Genomic DNA, 22,535 nt, shown 5'->3' with positions numbered 1-22,535 from the left:
GATTACTTTCTGTCTGCGATCGGCACGAACTGCAGGTCTTCCGGACCGACATAGTTCGCGCTCGGGCGGATGATCTTGTTGTCGATGCGCTGCTCGATGATGTGTGCGGCCCAGCCCGAGGTGCGCGAGATGACGAACAGCGGCGTGAACATCGCGGTCGGCACGCCCATCATGTGGTACGACACGGCCGAGAACCAGTCCAGGTTCGGGAACATCTTTTTGACTTCCCACATGACCGATTCCAGGCGCTCGGCGATGTCGAACATCTTCATCGAGCCGGCGCTTTGCGACAGCGAGCGCGCGACTTCCTTGATGACGACGTTGCGCGGATCGCTGATGGTGTAGACCGGGTGGCCGAAGCCGATCACGACTTCCTTGTTCGCCACGCGATTGCGGATGTCGGCTTCGGCTTCGTCGGCGTTTTCGTAGCGCTTCTGGATCTCGAGCGCGACTTCGTTGGCGCCGCCGTGCTTCGGGCCGCGCAGCGCGCCGATGGCGCCGGTGATGGCCGAGTGCATGTCGGAACCGGTGCCGGCGATGACGCGCGCCGTAAACGTCGAGGCGTTGAATTCATGCTCGGCGTAGAGGATCAGCGAGGTGTGCATCGCGCGCACCCATTCGTCGGATGGCGCGAAGCCGTGCAGCAGGTGCAGGAAGTGGCCGCCGATCGAATCGTCGTCGGTCTCGAGCTCGATGCGCTTGCCGTTATGGCTGTAGTGGTACCAGTACAGCAGCATCGAACCGAACGAGGCCATCAGGCGGTCGGCGATGTCGCGCGCACCGGGCACATTGTGGTCGTCCTTTTCCGGCAGCGCGCAGCCCAGCGCCGAGGCGCCGGTGCGCATCACGTCCATCGGGTGGCTGGCGGCCGGCAGCGCTTCCAGCGCCAGCTTCACCGATTGCGGCAGGCCGCGCAGCATCTTCAGCTTGGCTTTATACCCCTTCAGTTCGGCGACGGTCGGCAGCTTGCCGTGCACCAGCAGGTAGGCGATCTCTTCGAATTCGCAGGTGGTGGCGACGTCCAGGATGTCGTAGCCGCGGTAGTGCAGGTCGTTACCCGACTTACCGACCGAGCACAGGGCGGTGTTACCGGCGGCGACACCCGAGAGGGCGACGGATTTTTTCGGCTTGAAGGCTGGGGCTTGTTCGGTCATGTTGATCTCCAATTCAGGTTTATTTTTTTTGCGCTGCAAAGAGAGCATCGAGGTGCTGCTCGAACTCGTGATAGCCAATGCGCTCGTAGAGTTCGGCACGGGTCTGCATGGTGTCGAGCACGGCCTGCTGGCTGCCGTCGCGGCGGATCGCCGTGTAGACGTTTTCGGCGGCCTTGTTCATGGCGCGGAAGGCCGACAGCGGATACAGCACGATGCCGACGTCAGCCGTCTTGAGTTCATCAACAGTGAACAGCGGGGTCGAGCCGAATTCGGTGATGTTCGCCAGGATCGGCACGCCGACGGCTTTCGCGAAGCGCGAATACATGGCGAGGTCCGTCATCGCTTCCGGGAACACCATGTCGGCGCCCGCTTCGACGCAGGCCACCGCGCGCTCGATGGCGGCGTCGATGCCCTCGACTGCCAGCGCATCGGTACGCGCCATGATCACGAAGTTCTCGTCGGTGCGGGCGTCGACGGCGGCCTTGATGCGGTCGACCATTTCTTGCTTGGAGACGATTTCCTTGCCCGGACGGTGGCCGCAGCGCTTGGCGCCGACCTGGTCTTCGATGTGGATGGCGGCGGCGCCGAACTTGATCATCGATTTCACGGTGCGCGCGACATTAAAAGCGGAGGAACCGAAGCCGGTGTCGACGTCGACCAGCAGCGGCAGGTCGCAGACGTCGGTGATGCGGCGCACGTCGGTCAACACGTCGTCCAGGTTCGAAATGCCGAGGTCCGGCAGGCCGAGCGAGCCGGCGGCGACACCGCCGCCCGACAGGTAGATGGCCTTGAAGCCGGCGCGCTTGGCGAGCAGCGCGTGGTTGGCATTGATGGCGCCGACAACTTGCAGCGGCGATTCTTCCTGGACGGCTTTGCGGAACGCGGCGCCTGCGGATTGGATCATGGGGTCTCCTGGTAGATCGACAAATGGATACGGTTCGTATTGCAAGGAGCGTGCCAAGACCTTGGACAGGCGTAAAACCATATCGTTTCAATCACTTAGCCAAGGAGGAACTCATCCTTGACACAGCGCAGTGTTTCACCTTTCGTTTCAATTGAAACAGATGAAACACCGTTGCAGTAAAATTGCAACATGCGTCCCTTCTCTCCTCCTCCGCAAGACCTCGACAAACCCGTCATCTGGACCGTGTCCGTGTCGCGCCTGGCCGACCTGTTCCGCGACATCACGCTTGAATACGACCACCTCGCCAGCATCGAGCCGATCGACCTCGGCTTCGACGAGGCGGCGCGCCATATCCGTGAGCGCATGGCGAACGAGCGCTGCGACGTGGTGATCGCCGCCGGTTCCAACGGCGCCTATTTGAAGGGCCGGGTGTCGGCGCCGGTGATCGTGGCCAAGGCCAGCGGCTACGACGTGATGGGTGCGCTGGCGCGGGCGCGCAAGGTGTCGAACCGCATCGGTGTGATCAGCTACCAGCAGCCGCTGCCGGAACTGGCCGAGTTCAGCGCCACCTTCGGCCTGGCGGTGGCCCAGCGCAGCTATGTCACGCGCGAGGATGCGCGCGCGGCGATGGACGAGATGAAGGCGGCCGGCATCGAGGTCATCGTCGGCGCCGGCATGATCACCGACCTGGCCGAGGAAGCGGGGCTCACCGCCATCTTCCTGTATTCGGCCGCCTCGATCCGCCAGGCTTTTGACGACGCGCTGGAACTGGCGCGCCTGGCCCAGCTGGAGGCGAACCGCATCCGGCGCGGGCCAACGAACGAATCCCGGCGTGCGCGGCGTGGCCTGAACGATTTGCGCGGCGAGTCCGAGGCGATGGAACGGCTGCGCCAGACCGTGGTGCTGTATGCGCGCTCGCCGGCGACGGTGCTGATCCATGGCGAGACCGGCAGCGGCAAGGAACTGGTGGCCCAGGCGATCCACCGCGAGGGTCCGCGCAGCCTGGGCGCGAACCGGCCGTTCGTGGCGGTGAATTGCGGCGCGATCGCCGAGTCGCTGCTGGAATCGGAACTGTTCGGCCACGAGGAAGGGGCATTCACGGGCGCGCGCCGCGGCGGCCACGCCGGCCTGTTCGAGGCGGCCAACCGCGGCACCCTGTTCCTCGACGAGATCGGCGAAATGCCGCTCGGCCTGCAGACGCGCCTGCTGCGGGTGCTGGAAGAGCGCGAAGTGATGCGGGTCGGCGGCACGCGGCCGGTGCCGATCGACGTGCGCGTGGTCAGCGCCACCCACTGCGACCTGGAAGCGCGGGTGCGTGACGGACGCTTCCGCGCCGACCTGTTCTATCGCCTCGCGGTGCTGCGCCTGGCCCTGCCGCCGCTGCGCGCGCGCCAGGACGACATCGTGCCGCTGGCCGAATGGTCGCTGAAGCAGTCGCTGGCGGCGCTGGGCGCGAAGCCGCATCCGAACCTGCACGCCGAAATCGGGGCCTGCGCGCCGCTGCTGCTGCGCCACCCATGGCCGGGCAATGTGCGCGAACTGCGCAACCTGATGGAACGGCTGGCGCTGTTCCTGGCGGCCGAGCCGCTGCAGGCGCTGACGCCGAATTTTTTGTTGGGGATCGCACCGGAGTTGGGCGCCTCGCATGTTGCGCCCCTGCCGGCGACAGCGCCGGCTGTGCAGCCGGCCGCGGCTACGGAAAGCGTCACCGCGGTACTCGAACGCTTCGGCGGCCAGCGCGACGCCGCCGCGCGCCACCTCGGCATCAGCCGCACGACCCTGTGGCGGCGGCTGAAGGCTGAGGCGTAAACATCAAGGACGCACGCAGGTGACGTAGGCCTTGTTCTCTTTCGGGAAGGCGTTCGAGGCGCCGCTCGCCAGGTTGACCGCGAAGTGGCTGTCCGCCGTGCTGCCGGCCGTGGCCGTCCAGGCGTCGCCGGCCGCCCAGCCCTTCTGGGTCAGCATGCCCGAGGTCGCCAATGCCGCCAGGTCGAACTGGGTCGGCAGCTTCCAGCCGTTCGTGCCCTGGATTTTCGTGTTCTTGCAGTAGGCATCCGCCTCGGCCCAGGTCAGCGCGACCGTGGCCGGCATCCAGGTCAATTGCTCGCGCGTCACGTAGGACGCGGTGCCGACCGGGGCGATGCACTGGCCGTTGTCGTACACCAGCGGCAGGGTGCACTCGCGCTTTTTCACGGTCAGCACGGCGCTGGTGGAAGTCGGGTTGTAACTGCCCAGCTCGCCCTGGCGCGCCGTGATGGTGGTGGTGCCGGCCGCCAGGACGGTCACCATCTGGCCAGCGACGGTGGCGACGCGCGAGTCGCTGCTGCTGAAGCTGAAGGCGGCCGGACTGGCCGACGAAGGCGCCGTCAGCTCGAACGGCGCATCGCCTTCGGTCTTGCTCAAGGCCGGGAATGCGCCGAGCTCGACGCCGTCGTTGCTGCCGCCGCAGGCAGCCAGGAGCAGCGCGCAACTGGCCGCGAAGGCAAGGATTCGTTTGATGGTCATGGGTAATCGAGAAGGGAATTAATGCTCCAGTATAACAAGTTGCTAATGGAGCAATTGATCGAATTTTGCTTGTAGCGTCGGCGCCACTGCCTGGTTTTAACCGCTGGGAAGCGCGCGCCAATTCTGCCTCCAGCTCTCTTCCGCGCGGCTGAAGAAGCGCAAATAAGCGCATATCCATGGTCGAATATCTTATTTTTTGATCAAAACTTTTTCGTGCCAAGGTCGCGCCCCAGCGGTCCGGGATTTCCTCGATCACGTTTCGCGCCAGTGCAAAACGCGGCCTTCCAAACCGCCGTACCATGTCTTTTTCACCACGACAGGGCAGCTATCCGCGCCCTCTTTTCCTGCGTTTTTTCCGAGTCTGCGGCGCCCACAAGGCGCTTCTCTGGAGGCAATATGCAACACACGTCTCAGGCAGCGATATTCTCGCTGATCGGCAACACTCCGCTGGTGCAAGTCACGCGCATGGACACCGGTCCATGCCAGCTGTTTTTAAAACTGGAATCGCAGAATCCGGGCGGCTCGATCAAGGACCGCATCGGCCGCGCCATGATCGAACAGGCCGAACTCGACGGCAGCCTGCAACCCGGCGGCACCGTGGTCGAGGCGACGGCCGGCAATACCGGGTTGGGCCTGGCGCTGGTGGCCCGCATCAAGGGTTACCGCGTGGTGCTGGTCGTGCCCGACAAGATGGCGTCCGAAAAAATCCTGCACCTGAAAGCGCTGGGCGCCGAGATCCACCTCACCCGTTCCGACGTCGGCAAGGGCCACCCGGAGTACTACCAGGACGTGGCCGCCCGGCTGGCGCGCGACATCCCCGGCGCCTGGTTCGCCGACCAGTTTAACAATCCCGCCAACCCGCGCGCCCACGAAACCACCACCGGCCCCGAACTGTGGGAACAGACCAGCCACGAACTCGATGCGATCGTGGTCGGCGTCGGCTCCTCGGGCACCCTCACGGGCCTGTCGAATTATTTCGCGCGCGTGCAGCCCGACCTCGACTTCGTGCTGGCCGACCCCAAGGGCTCGATCCTGGCCGATTACATCAATACCGGGCACCTAGCGAAAGAGGCCGGCGCGTGGGCGGTCGAAGGCATCGGCGAGGATTTCATCCCCGGCATTGCCGACCTGTCGCGCGTGCGCAGCGCCTACGCCATCACCGACGAGGAAAGCTTCGGCACGGCGCGCGCCCTCTTGCAGCACGAAGGCATCCTGGCCGGTTCCTCGACCGGCACCCTGCTGGCCGCGGCCCTCAAATACTGCCGCGCCCAGAGCACGCCGAAACGCGTCGCCACGTTTGTCTGCGATACCGGCACCCGTTATCTGACCAAGGTCTACAGCGACGGCTGGATGGTCGACCAGGGCTTGCTGCAGCGCCCGAAACTGGGCGACCTGCGCGACCTGATCGGACGCCGTTTCGACGCCGGCGAAGTCGTCACGGTGGCGCCGACCGACACCCTGCTCACCGCCTTCAACCGCATGCGTTCGAGCGACCTGGCCCAGCTGCCGGTGGTCGAGCGCAACCGCCTGGTCGGCATCATCGACGAATCCGACCTGCTGCTCCACGTTACGCAGGAAGCGGCGCGTTTCCAGACCCCGGTCGCCAGCACCATGACCGCCCAGCTGCAGACGCTGCTGCCCTCGGCCAGCATGGCCCAGCTGCGCGACATCCTCGACCGCGGCCTCACCGCCGTGATCGCCGACGGCGAACAGTTCTACGGCCTGATCACCCGCTTCGACCTCCTCAACCACCTGCGCAGGACCCTATCGTGACCGACTCCACTACCAAGCTTCATCTCGCCACCCGCGTCATCCACGGCGGCCAGGCACCGGAACCCGCCACCGGCGCAGTGATGCCGCCGGTCTTCCTGACCTCGACGTTTGCCCAGGAAAGTCCGGGCGTGCACAAGGGGCTCGACTATGGCCGCTCGCACAACCCGACGCGCTGGGCGCTCGAGCGCTGCGTGGCCGACATCGAAAGCGGCAGCGCCGCCTTCGCCTTCGCCTCCGGCCTGGCGGCCATCTCGGCGGTGCTGGAATTGCTGCCGGCGGGGTCGCACGTCGTCGCCGGCGACGACATGTACGGCGGCACCTACCGCCTGTTCGAGCGCGTGCGCCGCCAAAGCGCGGGGCACCGTTTTACCTACGTGAACCTGGCCGATCCAGAAGCGCTGGCCGCCGCGCTCACGCCCGACACACGCCTGGTCTGGGTCGAGACGCCGACCAACCCGATGCTGAAACTCGCCGACCTGGCGGCGATTGCGACGCTGTGCCGCGAACGCGGCATCGTCACGGTCTGCGACAACACCTTCGCCAGCCCCATCAACCAGCGCCCGCTGGAACTGGACATCGACATCGTCGTGCATTCGACCACCAAGTACATGAACGGCCATTCGGACGTGATCGGCGGCGTGGCGGTGGTCGGCAACGCGCCGCACCATGCCGACCTGCGCGAGCAGCTCGGCTTCATCCAGAACGCCGTCGGCGCGATCCAGGGACCGTTCGACAGCTTCCTGGTGCTGCGCGGGATCAAGACGCTGGCCTTGCGCGTCGAGCGCAGCAATGCCAACGCGCTGGCGCTGGCGGCGTGGCTGGAACGCGAGCCGAAGGTGCGCAAGGTGTTTTATCCGGGGCTGGAAACGCATCCGCAGCATGCGCTGGCGCGGCGCCAGATGAGCGGGTTCGGCGGCATCGTCTCCATTGAACTCGACTCCGATCTGGCCGGCGCGCGCCGCTTCCTGGAAAGCTGCCGCGTGTTCACGCTGGCCGAAAGCCTGGGCAGTGTCGAAAGCCTGATCGAGCATCCGGCGCTGATGACGCATGCGACGATTCCGCCGGCGCAGCGGGCAGAGCTGGGGATCAGCGATACGCTGATCCGGCTCTCTGTCGGGATCGAGCATGTGGAGGACCAGCGCGAGGATTTGCGGAAAGCGTTAGCCGCGGTGTGATCTGATGTTGCAGACGCGTGGGCTCGAGAGCCCACCCTACGAAAACCAGGCAGTCGTAGGGTGGGCACTTGTGCCTACGCGGATGCGGCCGATGATCAATCGCTCCGCCGCCGGCACACCACGCCTTACCGCTTGATCGCCGGAATCGCCGCCGGCTTCCACTCCTTGACCGGCTGCTCCTGCATCTTCTTCTGCAGCAGCTCGATCGCCACTTCCAGCTGGCGGTCGCGCCCGGCGAAGGTCTCGTGCGGCAGGTTGTCGACCTCGACGTCGGGCGTGACGCCCACGCCTTCGATCAGCCACTCGCCATCGGCGCCGAACTGGCCGTTTTCGGCGACGCGCGCCATGCCGTTGTCGAGCAGGCCGTTGCCGTCGCTGAGCCACACGCCGGCGCCGGCGCTGCGCTTGCCGACCAGCGGGCCGAGTTTCAGGGCCTTGACGCCGGCGGCGAAGGTCTCGCCGTCCGAATACGTCAGTTCGTCCATCAGCACCACCAAATGGCCGCGGAAGGTGTTCTGCATGTTCGAGTAGGGCTGGCGGCCGTTCGAGGCCCAGAACGCCCACGAGCGGCGCAGCAGCTTTTCGATGATCCAGCTGTCGATGTTGCCGCCGTTATTGCGGCGCACGTCGATGACCAGGCCTTCCTTGTTGATGTTGGCGTAGAAGTCGCGCGCAAAGGCGTTGATGTCGCGCGCCACCATCGCGCGCAGGTGCAGGTAGCCGATCTTGCCTTTCGAGGCGGCCTCGGTTTGCTGCGCCCTGCCCTGCTCCCAGTCGGCGTAGCGCAAGCTGGCGTGGGTCGCCATCGGGACCGGCGTGACGATCAGCGCGCGCGGCTTGCCGGCGGCAGGCTTCACGTTCAGCAGTACCTGCTTGCCGGCGGTGTCGAGCAGCAGATCGGCGATGTCGCGCGCTTCCACCAGCGACTTGCCGTTCACCGCGGTGATGACGTCGCCCTCCTTGACGTTGACGTCGGGCGCGGCCAGCGGGCCGGCTTCCGACGGCAGTTCCGGTTCGCTGCGGTAGACGCGGTCGACGCGGTAGCCATCGGCGACGCGCGTCAGCACGGCGCCCAGGCTGGCCGGCGTGCCTTCGGCGGCGGCGCGGCGCACGTCGCCCGGCCGGATCTGCGAGTGCAGCGCGCCAACCTCGCCGACCATCATGCCGAGCACGTCGTCGAGTTCGGCGCGGTCGGTGACGCGCTCGACCAGCGGCGCGTAGCGCGTGCGCGCGGCGTTCCAGTCGATGCCGCGCATGCGCGCGTCGTAGAGGAAATCGCGGTGCATGCGCCAGGCGTCGTTGAACATCTGCTTCCATTCCAGGCGCGGGTTCGAGCTCACCGCCCAGTCGTCGATCTTGACCTTGGCCTTGGACAGGTCGGCGGGCGCCTTGGGGCCGGCGTCGACGATCAGCATGTCGCCCGGGGTGCCCTTGGCCCAGGTGCGATAAAAGACATGCTTGCGGTCGAGCGACAGGCCGAACTCGCGCACGCTCGTGGCGAACGTCTCCGGCTGCGGCGCGCTGCGTGCGATCGCCAGGGTTTTCAAGGTGCCCTTGGCGGCTTCGTCGTCGCCGGCTTCGAGCAGGTAGAGGCGCTTGTCGTCGACGGCCAGCGCGCGGTAGTTGCCCGGTGCGACCGGCACTTCGTAGAGGCGCTCGCGCAGGCCGGCGTAGGCGATCGACGGTGTCGGTGGCGCCGGCTGTTTCGGCTTGTCGGCGACTGCGGCGACCGCGGCGGCGGCCGCAACGGCGGCGGTCCTGTCGCCGTTCGCCTCGTCGGTGCCGGGCGCCTTGACGGCCGCCCGGGCCGCCGCTTCGGGCGACTTCTCTTCCGGCTTGGTCAGTTCGTCCTCGGGCTTGAAGGGAAAGCGCGAACCTGGATCCGACTGCGGCTGCAGCGCCAGCGCGTAGACGCCGACGCGCTTGTCGAACACCGGGCCCATGTTGCGGTCGCTCCAGACGGAGACGTTACCGACGTTGAAGTGGCGCGCCGAGAGGAAGTACAGCCATTTGCCGTCCGGCGAAAAGGCGGGCGAGCTGGCTTCGTAGCGGTCGGTGGTGACAAAGGCGAGCTGCTTGCTGGCGAGGTTGAACATGCCGATCTGGTCGCGCCGCTCGCGGCTGCCGACGCGCACGAAGGCCAGGTTGCGGCTGTCCGGCGACCAGACCACCTGGTCGGACGGATCGAGGCCTTCGAGGCCGGCGTCGTCGATGACGACATTGGCTTTCGAGGCCAGGTCGAGCAGCCAGGTGCGGCCCTTCTTGTCGGTGTGCGCCAGCCAGCGGCCGTCGGGCGACGGGTACAGGTTGCGGCGGTGGCTGGCGCCGTCCATGGTCAGGCGCTCGCCGTGGCCGGAACCGTCGGCGGCGTAGCGCCAGATCTCGTTCTCGCCGCTGGTATCGACCACGGCATACACCCATTTGTCGTCGTGGCTGAACACGGCGCCGCGCGCACGGGCGCCTTCCGGCACCGCGATCTCGACGCGGCGCTGGCTGCCGGTGCCGGCGATGGTGACGCGTCCGCGCGCGGTGAGCACGATGCGCTCAAGCTTGGCGGCCACTTCGATGCTGCTCAGGGCCTCGAGCGGTGACTTCACGCGGCGCATGCGCTGCTGGTCGAAGTCCGACACCAGGCTCGCTTTCAGGAGCGTGTCGCCGCCGCCGGCGATGTCGAACACGCGCAGGTCGGCGCCGAGCTGGTAGGCGATGCGGCCGTCGCCCAGCGAAGCGGTGCGCACGTCCCATTCTTTATGATTGGTCAGCTGGCGCCGCTCGCTGCCGTCGGGGTTCGCCGTCCACAGGTTGTCGGCGCCGCTGGCGTCGCTGATGAAGTACAGGCGGCCGGCATGCCACATCGCGCGCCGGTTGTTGGCCGTGTCGCCCTTGAACAGCGGCGTGGCCTCGTTTTTCGTGTTCAGGTCGAACCGCCACAACTGGGCATGGGCGCCGCCGCGGTAGGACTTGACGTTATCGTTGGTCATGGACAGGCCCATGCGCGTGAAATAGACGGTGCGCCCGGCATCGTCGAGCACGGCGTCGTTGGCGTCGGCCAGCGGCAGCACGCGGCGCGTGAGCTTCACGGGATCGAGCAGCGCGACGATGCGGTGCTTGGCCGGCCCGGTCGAATTCTCGGTACTGACCAGCACCTCGCCCTGCGCGGTCCAGCCCAGCACCGTGACGCCGCCATTTTCGAAGGTGATCCGTTTCGGCAGGCCGCCTTCGAGCGGCATCACATAGGCTTCTTGCGCGCCTTCATACGAGGCCGCGAACGCCACGAACTTGCCGTCGTGCGAAATCGCCGCGTGCGTTTCGGCGGACGGATGCGTGGTCAGGCGCGTGGCCTTGCCGCCGGCCGTCGTGGTGCGCCAGAGGTCACCCTCGGCGGTGAACACGATCGTCTCGCCGCGCACGGCGGGGAAGCGGAAATACGGATCGGCGGCGCTTGCCTGCGTGCCGATGAGGGCGAGGGACAGCGCGAGGATGGTGCGGGAAACGGTCATGGTCACGGCGGCAGAGTTTGCTAAGGAGCATGAGTTTGCCACATGGCCGTGCGACGTTGGCGTGCATACGTGCAAATAAAGGCGGTGCTTGCGATACCGGCCGTGTAGGGTGGGCGCCCCGTGCCCACGCGTAACGATGATCCACCGCAAAGCTGACCACTGCGCCACCATCCGCGTGGGCCCGAGGCGCCCACCCTACGGTATGCGGCAGCCAACGATCAATGGTGACAGCATCGGTAGACATAAAAAAAACCGCGCATGAAGCGCGGTTTTCTGAGGCTGATCGAATTTACTCGATCTCGACCGTCTCGGCTGGCGCGGGTGGCGGCAGCGCATCCCCTTCCGGGAACTCGAGCGTGACGTCGTCCTTCTCGTTCAGGTCGACCGTGACGCGTCCGCCGTTGGTCAGGCGGCCGAACAGCAGCTCGTCGGCCAGCGCCTTGCGGATCATGTCCTGGATCAGGCGCGACATCGGACGGGCACCCATCTGCGGATCGAAACCCTTCGCGCCGAGGAACTTGCGCAGCTTCTCGGTGAAGATGGCTTCGACCTTCTTCTCGTGCAGCTGCTCTTCCAGCTGCATCAGGAACTTGTCCACGACGCGCAGGATGATTTCCTCGTCCAGCGCACGGAAGCTGATGGTCGCGTCCAGGCGGTTGCGGAACTCCGGCGTGAACATGCGCTTGATGTCGGCCATCTCGTCGCCTGCCGCCTTCGAATCCACGAAGCCCACCGAGCGCTTGGTCAGGCTTTCGGCGCCCGCATTGGTGGTCATGATGATGATCACGTTGCGGAAGTCGGCCTTGCGTCCGTTGTTGTCGGTCAGCGTGCCATGGTCCATCACCTGCAGCAGGATGTTGAAAATGTCCGGGTGGGCCTTTTCAATTTCGTCCAGCAGCAGCACCGCGTGCGGCTTCTTGGTGATGGCTTCGGTGAGCAAACCGCCCTGGTCGAAACCGACGTAACCCGGCGGCGCACCGATCAGGCGCGACACGGCGTGGCGCTCCATGTACTCCGACATGTCGAAGCGGATCAGCTCGATGCCGAGGATGAACGCCAGCTGCTTGGCCACCTCGGTCTTGCCGACACCGGTCGGACCGGAGAACAGGAAGGAACCGATCGGCTTGTCCTGCTTGCCGAGGCCCGCACGCGCCATCTTGATGGCCGAGGCCAGCGCGTCGATCGCAGGATCCTGGCCGAAGACGACGTTGCGCAAATCGCGGTCGATCGTCTGCAGCTTGCTGCGGTCGTCCTGGTTGACCGTTTGCGGGGGAATCCGCGCAATCTTGGCGATGATTTCCTCGATCTCGGTCTTGCCGATGGTTTTCTTCTGCTTCGACTTCGGCAGGATGCGTTGCGCCGCGCCCGCTTCGTCGATGACGTCGATCGCCTTGTCAGGCAGGTGACGGTCGTTGATGAAGCGCGCCGCCAGTTCCGCCGCGGTGGAGAGCGCCGACGACGAATACTTCACGCCGTGGTGCTCTTCGAAGCGCGACTTCAGGCCACGCAGGATCTGCACGGTCTGCTCGACCGACGGCTCGTTGACGTCCACTTTCTGGAAGCGGCGGGAGAGTGCATGGTCCTTCTCGAACACGCCGCGGAATTCCGTGAACGTGGTCGCGCCGATGCATTTCAGCTGGCCGTTGGCCAGGGCCGGTTTCAGCAGGTTCGATGCGTCGAGCGTGCCGCCCGATGCGGAACCGGCGCCGATGATCGTGTGGATCTCGTCGATGAACAGGATGCCGTTCGGGGTGTCCTTGAGTTGCTTGAGGACGGCCTTCAGGCGCTGTTCGAAGTCGCCGCGGTACTTGGTGCCGGCCAGCAGCGCACCCATGTCGAGCGAGAACACGACCGCGTTCTGCAGGATCTCGGGCACGTCTTCCTGGACGATGCGCCATGCCAGGCCTTCGGCGATGGCGGTCTTGCCGACGCCGGCCTCGCCCACCAGCAACGGATTGTTCTTGCGGCGGCGGCACAGAATCTGGATCACGCGGTCGACTTCTTCCTCGCGCCCGATCAGGGGATCGATCTTGCCGTCGGCAGCCGCCTTGTTCAGGTTCTGGGTGAACTGGTCGAGCGGGCTTTCCTTCGTCGCGCCTTCGACCTGCGCCTCTTCCACGCCTTCCGACGCCTTCTGGCTGTCGATCTGCTGGTCCTTGCGCACGCCGTGCGAAATGAAATTGACGACGTCCAGACGCGTCACGCCCTGCTGGTGCAGGTAGTAGACGGCATGCGAATCCTTCTCGCCGAAGATCGCCACCAGCACGTTCGCGCCGGTGACTTCCTTCTTGCCGTTCGAGGCCGACTGGACGTGCATGATCGCGCGCTGGATCACGCGCTGGAATCCGAGCGTCGGCTGGGTGTCGACCTCGCCCGTGCCGGGCACGGTCGGGGTGTTGTCACCGATGAAATTGGTCAGGGTCTTGCGCAGGTCGTCGATATTGACCGCGCACGCACGCAGGACTTCCGCGGCCGAGGGATTATCGAGGAGCGCAAGCAGCAGGTGCTCCACGGTAATGAACTCGTGCCGTGCCTGTCGAGCTTCGACAAAGGCCATGTGTAGGGATACTTCAAGTTCCTGCGCAATCATACTTCCTCCATCACGCACTGCAGGGGATGCCCCGCCTTGCGCGCATGCGTTAAGACAAACTCCACTTTGGTACACGCTATATCTTTGGAAAACACGCCACACACCCCTTTACCATGGCGGTGCACGGAAAGCATGATCTGCGTCGCCGTCTCGCGATCCTTGTTGAAGTACTCCTGAATGACCGCCACGACAAATTCCATCGGTGTGTAGTCATCATTCAGCAACGCCACCTGATACAGGGGCGGTGGTTTTACGACTTGCCGCTCCAGCAGCTGTTCGGTATCGTGCTTGGTTGCCATGGGCGTATTCTAAAGCGTTCCAGGATGATGCAAAGCGAAAAGATCATTCACTACGGTCATTCAATGCGGCCAGATCAGGCAGTCAGATCAACGCGCCCGGCTCACTTCGACTCGCCTTCATCTTACTTGTTTTCCGTTGAAAGCGCAGATGGCGATCCGTTTGCGGAAATCAAGAGCTGGCTTTGACCCCATGTGCATGACGTATGGAAAAATTAACGACAGTCTCATCAAAGGGCTTGACTTCAAAACTTAGTGCATTAACAATGCATCTATTGACATGTACTTATGTACTTGTTGATAAGAAGTGAGCAGGCTGAGGAGGGGGCAAGAAGCTTCTTGCTTTTATGGCTCGTGTGATTTGTTTATATTTGAAAGTTCTTTATGGCAACTGGTACTGTTAAGTGGTTCAATGATTCCAAAGGCTTTGGCTTCATCACTCCAGATGACGGCGGCGAGGATCTGTTCGCGCATTTCTCCGCAATCAACATGAACGGTTTTAAGACCCTCAAAGAAGGTCAGAAAGTCCAATTCGAAGTCACGCAAGGCCCTAAAGGCAAGCAAGCTTCCAACATCCAGGGCATGTAATTCCGCCCTCGAGAAGCGAGAAACCCCGCCATCCGCGGGGTTTTTTTTCGTCCATGCATTTGAAACAGCACCCTGCTCCAGCGCGCATAAAAAAAGCCCGCCTCTTTTGGAAGCGGGCTCCATCGTCATGCAAATTTATTGCATCTGCTCGATCATGACCTCGCCAAAGCCCGAACACGACACTTGCGTCGCGCCTTCCATCAGGCGTGCGAAATCGTAGGTGACGCGCTTCGAGGCGATTGCCTTTTCCATCGAGGCGATGATCAGGTCAGCGGCTTCAGTCCAGCCCATGTGGCGCAGCATCATTTCCGCCGACAGGATGAGCGAGCCCGGGTTGACGTAATCCTTGCCGGCATACTTGGGCGCGGTGCCGTGGGTGGCCTCGAACATGGCGACCGAGTCCGACATGTTGGCGCCTGGCGCGATGCCGATGCCGCCGACCTGGGCCGCCAGGGCGTCGGACACGTAGTCGCCGTTCAGGTTCAGGGTGGCGATCACGCTGTATTCGGCGGGACGCAGCAGGATCTGTTGCAGGAAAGCGTCGGCAATCGAATCCTTGATGAGGATGTCGCGCCCGGTCTTCGGGCTCTTGAAACGGCACCACGGACCGCCGTCGATGGGTTCGGCGCCGAAATCCTTTTGCGCCAGCGCATATGCCCAATCGCGAAAACCCCCTTCGGTATATTTCATGATGTTGCCTTTGTGGACAATCGTCACCGAAGGCTTGTCGTTGTCGATCGCGTACTGGATCGCCTTGCGCACCAGGCGCTCGGTGCCTTCGCGCGACACCGGCTTGATGCCGATGCCCGAGCTTTCCGGGAAGCGGATCTTGTTGACGCCCATTTCCTGCGTCAGGAAGGCGATGATTTTCTTTACCCCTTCCGAATCGGCCGCCCATTCGATGCCGGCATAAATGTCTTCCGAATTCTCGCGGAAGATGACCATGTCGGTCTTTTCCGGCTGCTTCAGCGGCGAGGGTACGCCCTTGAAATAGCGCACCGGGCGCAGGCAGACGTAGAGGTCGAGTTCCTGGCGCAGCGCGACGTTGAGCGAACGGATACCGCCGCCCACCGGCGTCGTCAACGGACCCTTGATCGAGACCACGTAATCCTTGACCGCCTCCAGCGTCTCGGGCGGCAGCCAGACGTCGGGGCCATAGATGGCGGTCGACTTTTCGCCGGCAAAGATTTCCATCCAGCTGATCCGGCGCGCGCCGCCGTAGGCCCTGGCCACCGCCGCATCGACCACTTTCAGCATCACCGGGGTAATATCGAGGCCGGTGCCGTCGCCTTCGATATACGGGATGATCGGGTTGTCCGGGACCGTCAGCGAGCAATCGGGATTGACCGTGATCTTCTGGCCTTCGGCCGGTACGTTGATATGTTGGTACATCGTGTTCTCCCAGGTGGCCGCAAGAGGCTCTGCATTACAATAGCGACGAATTCGCCAGTCCTCTATAAGACATAAGATGGCGACTTGCATTATGCACCAGTATTTTACCTGCCCTCCCCTTTTGTTCCAGACATTATTCATGCCGCTCATTCTCTTCAATAAACCGTTCCAGGTGCTGTGCCAGTTTTCCCCGCAAGACGGGAAGCAGTCGCTTGCCGATTACCTGGACATTCCCGGCATCTACCCCGCCGGCCGGCTCGACGCCGACAGCGAAGGCCTGATGCTGCTGACCGACGACGGCGCCCTGCAGCACAAGATCGCCCATCCGGACCACAAGGAAGCGAAGACCTACCTGGTGCAGGTCGACGGCGTGCCGGATGCCGACTCCCTGACGCGCCTGCAGGCGCCGATCGACCTGGGCGACTTCGTGACCAAACCCTGCCGCGCGGTGCGCATCGCCGAACCCGAATGGCTATGGCCGCGCAACCCGCCGATCCGCGCCCGCCAGGACAAGCCGACCGGCTGGATCGCGATCACGCTGGAAGAGGGAAAGAACCGGCAAGTGCGGCGCATGACGGCCGCCGTTGGCTTGCCGACGCTACGGCTGGTGCGCAGCAGTATCGGGCCGTTCAGTTTGGCGACGCATCCGTTGATGCCCGGAGAATTCGTCGAAGTGCCGGTCGCGGCATTGAAAAGCAAACGTTGACGCGTCCGATTCCAAGAACAGAGCACAGACCCGTAAGGTGGGCGGATTCTCCGCCCACGCGGTGATAGTTAGCAGCAAGATCATCCCGCACGATAGCGGAGCCGATAACGATCACCGCGTGGGCGGGAAACCCGCCCACCTTACGGGTCAATAAAAAACCCGCCGCCCTTTTCGGGACGGCGGGTTTTTATTTACGAGCCCGCCTGAATCAGGCGCCCAGCGACTCCAGCGCCGCATTGAACGTCGCGCTCGGACGCATCACCGCTTTCACCTTCGCATCGTCAGCCTTGTAGTAGCCGCCGATGTCGACCGGCTTGCCCTGCACTTCGAGCAGTTCGGCGACGATCTTGGCTTCGTTCGCGGCGAGGTTGGCGGCCAGCGGTGCGAAGTAAGCCGCGAGTTCCGCGTCTTCCGTCTGCGCGGCCAGTTCCTGCGCCCAGTACAGCGACAGGTAGAACTGGCTGCCGCGGTTGTCGAGTTCGCCGGTCTTCGGCGAAGGCGACTTGCGGTTGTCGAGCAGCTTGCCGGTCGCGGCGTCCAGCGTTTTTGCCAGGATCTTGGCCTTGGTGCTGCCGGTCTTGATGCCCAGGTCTTCCAGCGACACCGCCAGCGCCAGGAACTCGCCCAGCGAATCCCAGCGCAGGTGATTTTCTTCCACGAGTTGCTGCACGTGCTTCGGCGCCGAACCGCCGGCGCCGGTTTCGTACATGCCGCCGCCGGCCATCAGCGGGACGATCGACAGCATCTTGGCCGAGGTACCCAGTTCCATGATCGGGAACAGGTCGGTCAGGTAGTCGCGCAGGATGTTGCCGGTCACCGAGATGGTGTCCAGGCCGCGCTTGACGCGCTCCAGCGTGTAACGCATCGCACGCACCTGCGACATGATCTGGATGTCCAGGCCGCTCGTATCGTGGTCCTTGAGGTAGGTCTTGACCTTCTTGATCAGTTCATTCTCGTGCGGACGGTACGGGTCGAGCCAGAACACGGCCGGCATGCCCGAGTTGCGCGCGCGCGTCACGGCCAGCTTGACCCAGTCGCGGATCGGGGCGTCCTTCACCTGGCACATGCGCCAGATGTCGCCCTGCTCGACGTTCTGGCTCATCAGCACTTCGCCCGTGGCCAGGTCGGTGATGTTGGCGACGCCGTCTTCCTGGATTTCGAAGGTCTTGTCGTGCGAACCGTATTCCTCGGCCTGCTGGGCCATCAGGCCCACGTTCGGCACCGTGCCCATGGTCTTCGGATCGAAGGCGCCATGCCATTTGCAGAAGTTGATGATCTCCTGGTAGATGCGGGCGAAGGTCGATTCCGGAATGACGGCCTTGACTTCCTTCAGGCGGCCGTTGGCGTCGTACATCTTGCCGCCGGCGCGGATCATTGCCGGCATCGAGGCGTCGACGATGACGTCGTTCGGCGAATGGAAGTTGGTGATGCCCTTGGCCGAGTCGACCATGGCCAGCGCCGGACGGTGTTCCTGGCAGGCGTGCAGGTCGCGCTCGACTTCTTCGCGCTGCGAGGCCGGCAAGGTGGCGATCTTGTTGTACAGGTCGGCCATGCCGTTGTTGACATTGATGCCGAGGCTGTCGAACAGTGCGGCGTGTTTCTCGAACGCTTCCTTGTAGAACATGCGCACGCAGTGGCCGAAGACGATCGGGTGCGAGACCTTCATCATCGTCGCTTTCACGTGCAGCGAGAACAGGATGCCGGTTTCCTTGGCATCGTCGATCTGCTGCTGGTAGAAGTCCAGCAGCGCCTTGCGGCTCATGAACATCGAATCGACGATCTCGCCATCCTGCAGCGCGACCTTCGGCTTCAGGACGATCGTCTGGCCCGATTTGGTGATCAGTTCCATCTTGACGTCGCGCGCGCCCTGCACCGTCATCGACTTTTCGCCGTGGTAGAAGTCGCCGTGGGTCATGTGCGAGACGTGGGTGCGCGAAGCCGGCGACCATGGCTGCATCGAGTGCGGGTTCTTGCGTGCGTACTCTTTCACGGCGCGTGGCGCGCGGCGGTCCGAGTTACCTTCGCGCAGCACCGGGTTCACGGCGGAACCGATGCACTTGTTGTAGCGTGCCTTGATCGCTTTTTCTTCGTCGGTCTTGGCGTCGGCCGGATAGTCGGGCAAGTTGTAGCCCTTTTCCTGCAATTCCTTGATGGCGGCGGTCAGCTGGCCGACCGAGGCGCTGATGTTCGGCAGCTTGATGATGTTCGCATCCGGCTCGAGCGTCTTCTTGCCCAGCTCGGCCAGGGCGTCCGGCACGCGCTGCTCCGGCGTCAATGCTTCCGGGAAGGCGGCCAGGATACGGGCCGCGACCGAGATGTCGCTGGCGACGACGTCGATGCCGGCGGCCTTGGTGAAGGTGCTGACGACAGGCAGGAAGGCGTGGGTCGCCAGCAGCGGCGCCTCGTCGGTCAGGGTGTAGATGATGGTCGGATTACTGCTCATGAGCTTTTTCCTCGGTTCTCGCGAACGTGTCGCGATGGTTCAACTTGTTGTAAGTAACGCCTGTCTTCGTTCGCGCCGAACGTCAGGTACTGCACGATCCCTGCGCGCCTCGCCGTTCATGCTACTCCACCTGCCGGGGAAGGGGAATCGGGACGGCAGGCCATCCGCCGCTGCACTGCCGGCAAGCCCGTTGGCAGCAAGTCTTCTATAAGACATAAGACGAGCGTTTCACATTATGCACCAGTATTTTACTGTGCGCTACAGCTTTAACGACCGCCGGCGGCCGGCACGGCAGCGCGGCGCGGGCCGGCGCTCGAACGCGCTACGATAGCGACACGACCGATCCGCCGATGTTTTCTGCCGATGCTTTCCGCCGATGTATCCCGCCAGGAGCCGCCATGACCGTACGCCAGCTTGACGCCTTCATCATTCCCGGACAGCGCTCGCTCGGCTGGGCCGGCTACCTGCTCGGCTTCGGCCTGGGCGGCTTCTTCGACGGCATCCTGCTGCACCAGATCCTGCAATGGCACCACCTGCTGTCGCTGGTCACGCGTCCACCCTTCCAGGACATCCGCGTGCAAATCATGGCCGACGGCTTTTTCCACCTGCTGATGTACGTGGTGGCGCTGGCCGGTTTGTGGAAGCTGTGGAAGGGGCGTCACCATGTCGGCGGCGGCGGCGAGCGCCTGCTGCTGGCGAATGCGGCGCTCGGGTTCGGCATCTGGCACATCGTCGACGGCATCCTGTCGCACTGGGTGCTCGGCATCCACCGCATCCGGCTCGACGCCGACAACGTATTGTTCTGGGACTTGCTGTGGTTCGTGGTATTCGGCGTCGGCTTTGTCGTGCTCGGCTGGTGGCTGCGCCGCAGCGAGCCAAGCAACAGAGGCGGACGGCGTGGCGCGGCGGCGCTGGTGCTGGCCGTGCTGGTGGGCGGACCGGTCGCGGCCCTGCCGCCGCCGGACGTGAGCACGACCATGGTGTTCTTCAAGCCCGGCACGGCGCCGAGCCAGGTGTTCGCCGGCATCGAGGCGGTCGACGGGCGCATCCTGTGGTCCTCGCCCGCGGGGGACGTTTGGGCGCTCGACATCCCGGACCGCAGCCGCACCGGCCTGCTCTACCGGCACGGGGCCTGGGTGGTAAGCAATTCGATGCTGGCGGTCGGGTGCCTGGCGTGGACGTCGGCACGGGGGTGAGCCTGGGACGGCTTTTCGACCACCGGCGGCGGTGTACCGTAGGGTGGACTCCTGAGTCCACGCGGTTCACCGGTTGATCGATGGCGATGTCACGCTTGGCCTGCTACATCAACCATGCAAATAAAGGTGGGGTGCGCACCGGCACGTACGCGTGGACTCAGGAGTCCACCCTACGAAACCGGAGCAAAAACGGTCCGGAAGCGGAAAAACCCGCCAGGACCGAGGTCGGGCGGGTTCTTCTTCCACTGTACTGCCAGCGCGGCCAGGGCCGCGCGCTATCCGCTATTAAGCCGACAGGGCTTTCAGGGCAGCAGCCAGGCGGCTCTTGTGGCGAGCGGCCTTGTTCTTGTGGATGATCTTCTTGTCGGCGATGCTGTCGATGGTCGAGACCGACGACTGGAAGATGGTAGTTGCAGCAGCTTTGTCGCCTGCCTGGATGGCTTTGCGGACGGCCTTGATGGCGGTACGCAGGGTCGAGCGCTGCGAGCTGTTGTGTGCGTTTTGCTTAACTGCTTGACGAGCGCGTTTGCGCGCTTGTGCGGTATTTGCCATGGAATTTCCTAAATCGGGGTCAAGTTGCGTTTGCAAACATTAGCGAGTCAAACTGGCCCATTCCAGTGCCTGCCAAAACATTGTGTCTGCCAACAGAATTCAGTACAGCCCACGATTATAGCGAAACAACCCTATCCTGGCAAACCATTCTTGATTCTTGTTGCCCGACCGGCACCGCGCGGGGTGTTGCCCAGCTATAATCTCGCCCCATGAATCTGCTCAAGACCCTCGCTGCCATTTCCAGCATGACCATGGTGTCGCGCGTGACCGGACTGCTGCGCGAAAGCCTGTTCGCCACGGCCTTCGGCGCCTCGAACTTCACCGACGCCTTCAACATCGCCTTCCGCCTGCCGAACCTGCTGCGCCGCCTGTTTGCCGAGGGCGCCTTCTCGCAGGCTTTCGTGCCGATCATTACCGAATACAAGACCAAACATGGCCAGGAAGCGACCAAGACCCTGGTCGACCACGTCGCCACGGTGCTGATCTGGTCCACCCTGCTGGTCAGCGTTGCCGGCATCGTGGCGGCGCCGGTACTGATCCACCTGATCGGCGGCGGCCTGCAGCGCGAACCGGCCGCCTTCGACGCCGCCGTTGTCATGACGCGCATGATGTTCCCGTATATCGCCTGCATGGCCTTCGTCGCGCTCTCCAGCGGCATCCTCAACACCTGGCGCCAGTTCAAGATCCCGGCCATCACGCCGGTGCTGCTGAACCTGTCGTTCATCTTCGCCGCGGTGGTGCTGTCCGATTATTTCGCCCAGCCGATCTATGCGATGGCGGTCGGGGTCTGCATCGGCGGCGTGCTGCAGGTCGCCCTGCAAATCCCATCCCTCCTGAAAATCGGCATGCTGCCGCGCCTGGCGGTCAATCCACTGGTCGGCCTGCGCGACGCCGGCGTGCACCGCATGCTCGGCAAGATGGGGCCGGCCGTGTTCGCGGTGGCCGCCGCCCAGATCAGCCTGCTGATCAACACCACCATCGCCGCTTCCCTGGCGGCGGGCGCCGTCTCGGCCCTGCAGTACGCCGACCGCCTGATGGAACTCCCGACCGCCCTGCTCGGCGTGGCCCTGGGGACGATCCTGCTGCCCGGCCTGGCCAAGGCGAATACCGAAGGCGACACCGCCGAATATTCCTCGCTGCTGGACTGGGGCCTGCGCCTGACCTTTTTACTCGCCATTCCGGCCGGGGTGGGCCTGGCGACCCTGGCCGAGCCGATGATCGCCACCCTGTTCCACTACGGCGCCTTCGACAACCAGGACGTGATCGCTTCGTCGCTGCCCCTGATGGCCTACAGCGCCGGCCTGCTCGGCTTCATCCTGGTGAAAACGCTGGCGCCGGCCTTTTTCGCGCGCCAGGACGTGCGCACGCCGGTGCGCATCGCCGTCGGCGTGCTGGTGGTCACGCAGTTGCTGAACCTGGTCTTCGTGCCGCTGCTCGGCGTCGCCGGCCTGGCGCTGTCGATCGGCGTGGGCGCCTGCATCAACGCGGCCATGCTGTACAGCGGCCTGCGCAAGCGCCGCATCTACATGCCGCAGCCGGGCTGGGTCGGCTTCTTCCTGAAGGTGGTGGCGGCGGCGACGGTGCTGGGGCTGGTCGCGTGGTTCGGCCAGGCGCAGTTCGACTGGATCGGCCTGCGCGCGCAGCCGTTCATGCGCGCCGGCGCCCTGCTGGCCATCATCACGGCCAGCGCGATCAGCTATTTCGGCGTGCTGGGCGTGCTGGGCTTCCGCCCGCGCGACTTCAAGCGCCGCGCCAAATAAA

16 protein-coding genes are annotated in these 22,535 nt (G+C 64.2%); 7 read left to right on the top strand and 9 right to left on the bottom strand.

Translation table 11 applies throughout. The features are described from left to right. Window positions 1–2 precede the first annotated feature (2 nt). The gene (prpC, locus tag IFT60_RS24495) at window positions 3–1,154 is read right to left on the bottom strand and encodes a bifunctional 2-methylcitrate synthase/citrate synthase (RefSeq protein WP_192056721.1); all 1,152 of its coding nucleotides are present in this window, start codon (window positions 1,152–1,154) and stop codon (window positions 3–5) included. 19 nt (window positions 1,155–1,173) lie between these two features. Continuing rightward, window positions 1,174–2,058 (bottom strand): methylisocitrate lyase, encoded by an 885-nt coding sequence (gene prpB, locus IFT60_RS24490; protein ID WP_192056720.1) that lies wholly within the window; start codon window positions 2,056–2,058, stop codon window positions 1,174–1,176. A 189-nt stretch (window positions 2,059–2,247) separates the two neighbouring features. On the opposite strand from prpB, the gene prpR reads away from it, so the two are divergent. After that, the gene (gene prpR, locus IFT60_RS24485; RefSeq protein WP_192056719.1) at window positions 2,248–3,867 is read left to right on the top strand and encodes a propionate catabolism operon regulatory protein PrpR; all 1,620 of its coding nucleotides are present in this window, start codon (window positions 2,248–2,250) and stop codon (window positions 3,865–3,867) included. Between the two features lie 3 nt (window positions 3,868–3,870). On the opposite strand, the gene IFT60_RS24480 is transcribed toward prpR, so the two are convergent. Next, complete coding sequence (locus IFT60_RS24480; RefSeq protein WP_192056718.1) at window positions 3,871–4,563, bottom strand: Lcl domain-containing protein; 693 nt, start codon at window positions 4,561–4,563, stop codon at window positions 3,871–3,873. A gap of 396 nt (window positions 4,564–4,959) precedes the next feature. Here IFT60_RS24480 and IFT60_RS24475 point away from each other — a divergent pair, with 396 nt between their 5' ends. Together IFT60_RS24475 and IFT60_RS24470 are read left to right on the top strand one after the other, a co-directional pair. Beyond that, complete coding sequence (locus IFT60_RS24475; protein ID WP_192056717.1) at window positions 4,960–6,336, top strand: pyridoxal-phosphate dependent enzyme; 1,377 nt, start codon at window positions 4,960–4,962, stop codon at window positions 6,334–6,336. Then, the gene (locus IFT60_RS24470) at window positions 6,333–7,511 is read left to right on the top strand and encodes a trans-sulfuration enzyme family protein (RefSeq protein WP_192056716.1); all 1,179 of its coding nucleotides are present in this window, start codon (window positions 6,333–6,335) and stop codon (window positions 7,509–7,511) included. The genes IFT60_RS24475 and IFT60_RS24470 overlap by 4 nt, the downstream gene beginning before the upstream one ends. 125 nt (window positions 7,512–7,636) lie before the next feature. On the opposite strand, the gene IFT60_RS24465 is transcribed toward IFT60_RS24470, so the two are convergent. The 3 genes from IFT60_RS24465 to clpS all read right to left on the bottom strand — a co-directional run bounded on the left by IFT60_RS24465 (window position 7,637) and on the right by clpS (window position 13,900). Beyond that, window positions 7,637–11,011, bottom strand: coding sequence for a S41 family peptidase (locus tag IFT60_RS24465; RefSeq protein ID WP_192056715.1), 3,375 nt, complete (start codon window positions 11,009–11,011; stop codon window positions 7,637–7,639). Window positions 11,012–11,300: 289 nt separating this feature from the next. Beyond that, complete coding sequence (gene clpA, locus IFT60_RS24460; protein WP_192056714.1) at window positions 11,301–13,601, bottom strand: ATP-dependent Clp protease ATP-binding subunit ClpA; 2,301 nt, start codon at window positions 13,599–13,601, stop codon at window positions 11,301–11,303. Beyond that, complete coding sequence (gene clpS / locus IFT60_RS24455) at window positions 13,598–13,900, bottom strand: ATP-dependent Clp protease adapter ClpS (protein WP_192056713.1); 303 nt, start codon at window positions 13,898–13,900, stop codon at window positions 13,598–13,600. The genes clpA and clpS overlap by 4 nt, the downstream gene beginning before the upstream one ends. A 381-nt stretch (window positions 13,901–14,281) precedes the next feature. Between clpS and cspE the strand changes: the two genes are divergently transcribed. After that, window positions 14,282–14,485 carry a transcription antiterminator/RNA stability regulator CspE gene (cspE, locus tag IFT60_RS24450; RefSeq protein WP_020653506.1) on the top strand — a complete coding sequence of 68 codons (204 nt, stop codon included), beginning with the start codon at window positions 14,282–14,284 and terminating at the stop codon, window positions 14,483–14,485. A gap of 135 nt (window positions 14,486–14,620) precedes the next feature. Here the strand turns inward: cspE and icd are convergent, their stop codons facing one another. After that, window positions 14,621–15,877 carry an NADP-dependent isocitrate dehydrogenase gene (gene icd, locus IFT60_RS24445; protein ID WP_192056712.1) on the bottom strand — a complete coding sequence of 419 codons (1,257 nt, stop codon included), beginning with the start codon at window positions 15,875–15,877 and terminating at the stop codon, window positions 14,621–14,623. 139 nt (window positions 15,878–16,016) lie between these two features. Between icd and IFT60_RS24440 the strand changes: the two genes are divergently transcribed. Beyond that, window positions 16,017–16,583: a pseudouridine synthase gene (locus tag IFT60_RS24440; protein WP_192056711.1), complete on the top strand. Its 567-nt coding sequence runs from the start codon at window positions 16,017–16,019 to the stop codon at window positions 16,581–16,583. A 208-nt stretch (window positions 16,584–16,791) separates the two neighbouring features. Here IFT60_RS24440 and IFT60_RS24435 read toward each other — a convergent pair whose 3' ends face one another. Then, on the bottom strand, window positions 16,792–19,026 hold the full coding sequence (locus IFT60_RS24435; protein WP_192056710.1) for an NADP-dependent isocitrate dehydrogenase: 2,235 nt from the start codon (window positions 19,024–19,026) through the stop codon (window positions 16,792–16,794). A 398-nt stretch (window positions 19,027–19,424) separates the two neighbouring features. Here IFT60_RS24435 and IFT60_RS24430 point away from each other — a divergent pair, with 398 nt between their 5' ends. After that, window positions 19,425–20,222 carry a DUF2243 domain-containing protein gene (locus tag IFT60_RS24430; protein WP_192056709.1) on the top strand — a complete coding sequence of 266 codons (798 nt, stop codon included), beginning with the start codon at window positions 19,425–19,427 and terminating at the stop codon, window positions 20,220–20,222. 285 nt (window positions 20,223–20,507) lie between these two features. Here the strand turns inward: IFT60_RS24430 and rpsT are convergent, their stop codons facing one another. Further along, complete coding sequence (rpsT, locus tag IFT60_RS24425; RefSeq protein ID WP_110846758.1) at window positions 20,508–20,774, bottom strand: 30S ribosomal protein S20; 267 nt, start codon at window positions 20,772–20,774, stop codon at window positions 20,508–20,510. Between the two features lie 209 nt (window positions 20,775–20,983). On the opposite strand from rpsT, the gene murJ reads away from it, so the two are divergent. Next, window positions 20,984–22,534: a murein biosynthesis integral membrane protein MurJ gene (gene murJ / locus IFT60_RS24420; RefSeq protein ID WP_192056708.1), complete on the top strand. Its 1,551-nt coding sequence runs from the start codon at window positions 20,984–20,986 to the stop codon at window positions 22,532–22,534. Window position 22,535: the final 1 nt, after the last annotated feature.

It is taken from the genome of Massilia sp. CFBP 13721 (assembly GCF_014842025.1).
Taxonomy (GTDB): Bacteria; Pseudomonadota; Gammaproteobacteria; order Burkholderiales; family Burkholderiaceae_D; genus Telluria.
The sequence above is the reverse complement of the archived record's forward strand: the minus strand, read 5'-3'. Positions and strand labels throughout refer to the sequence as shown.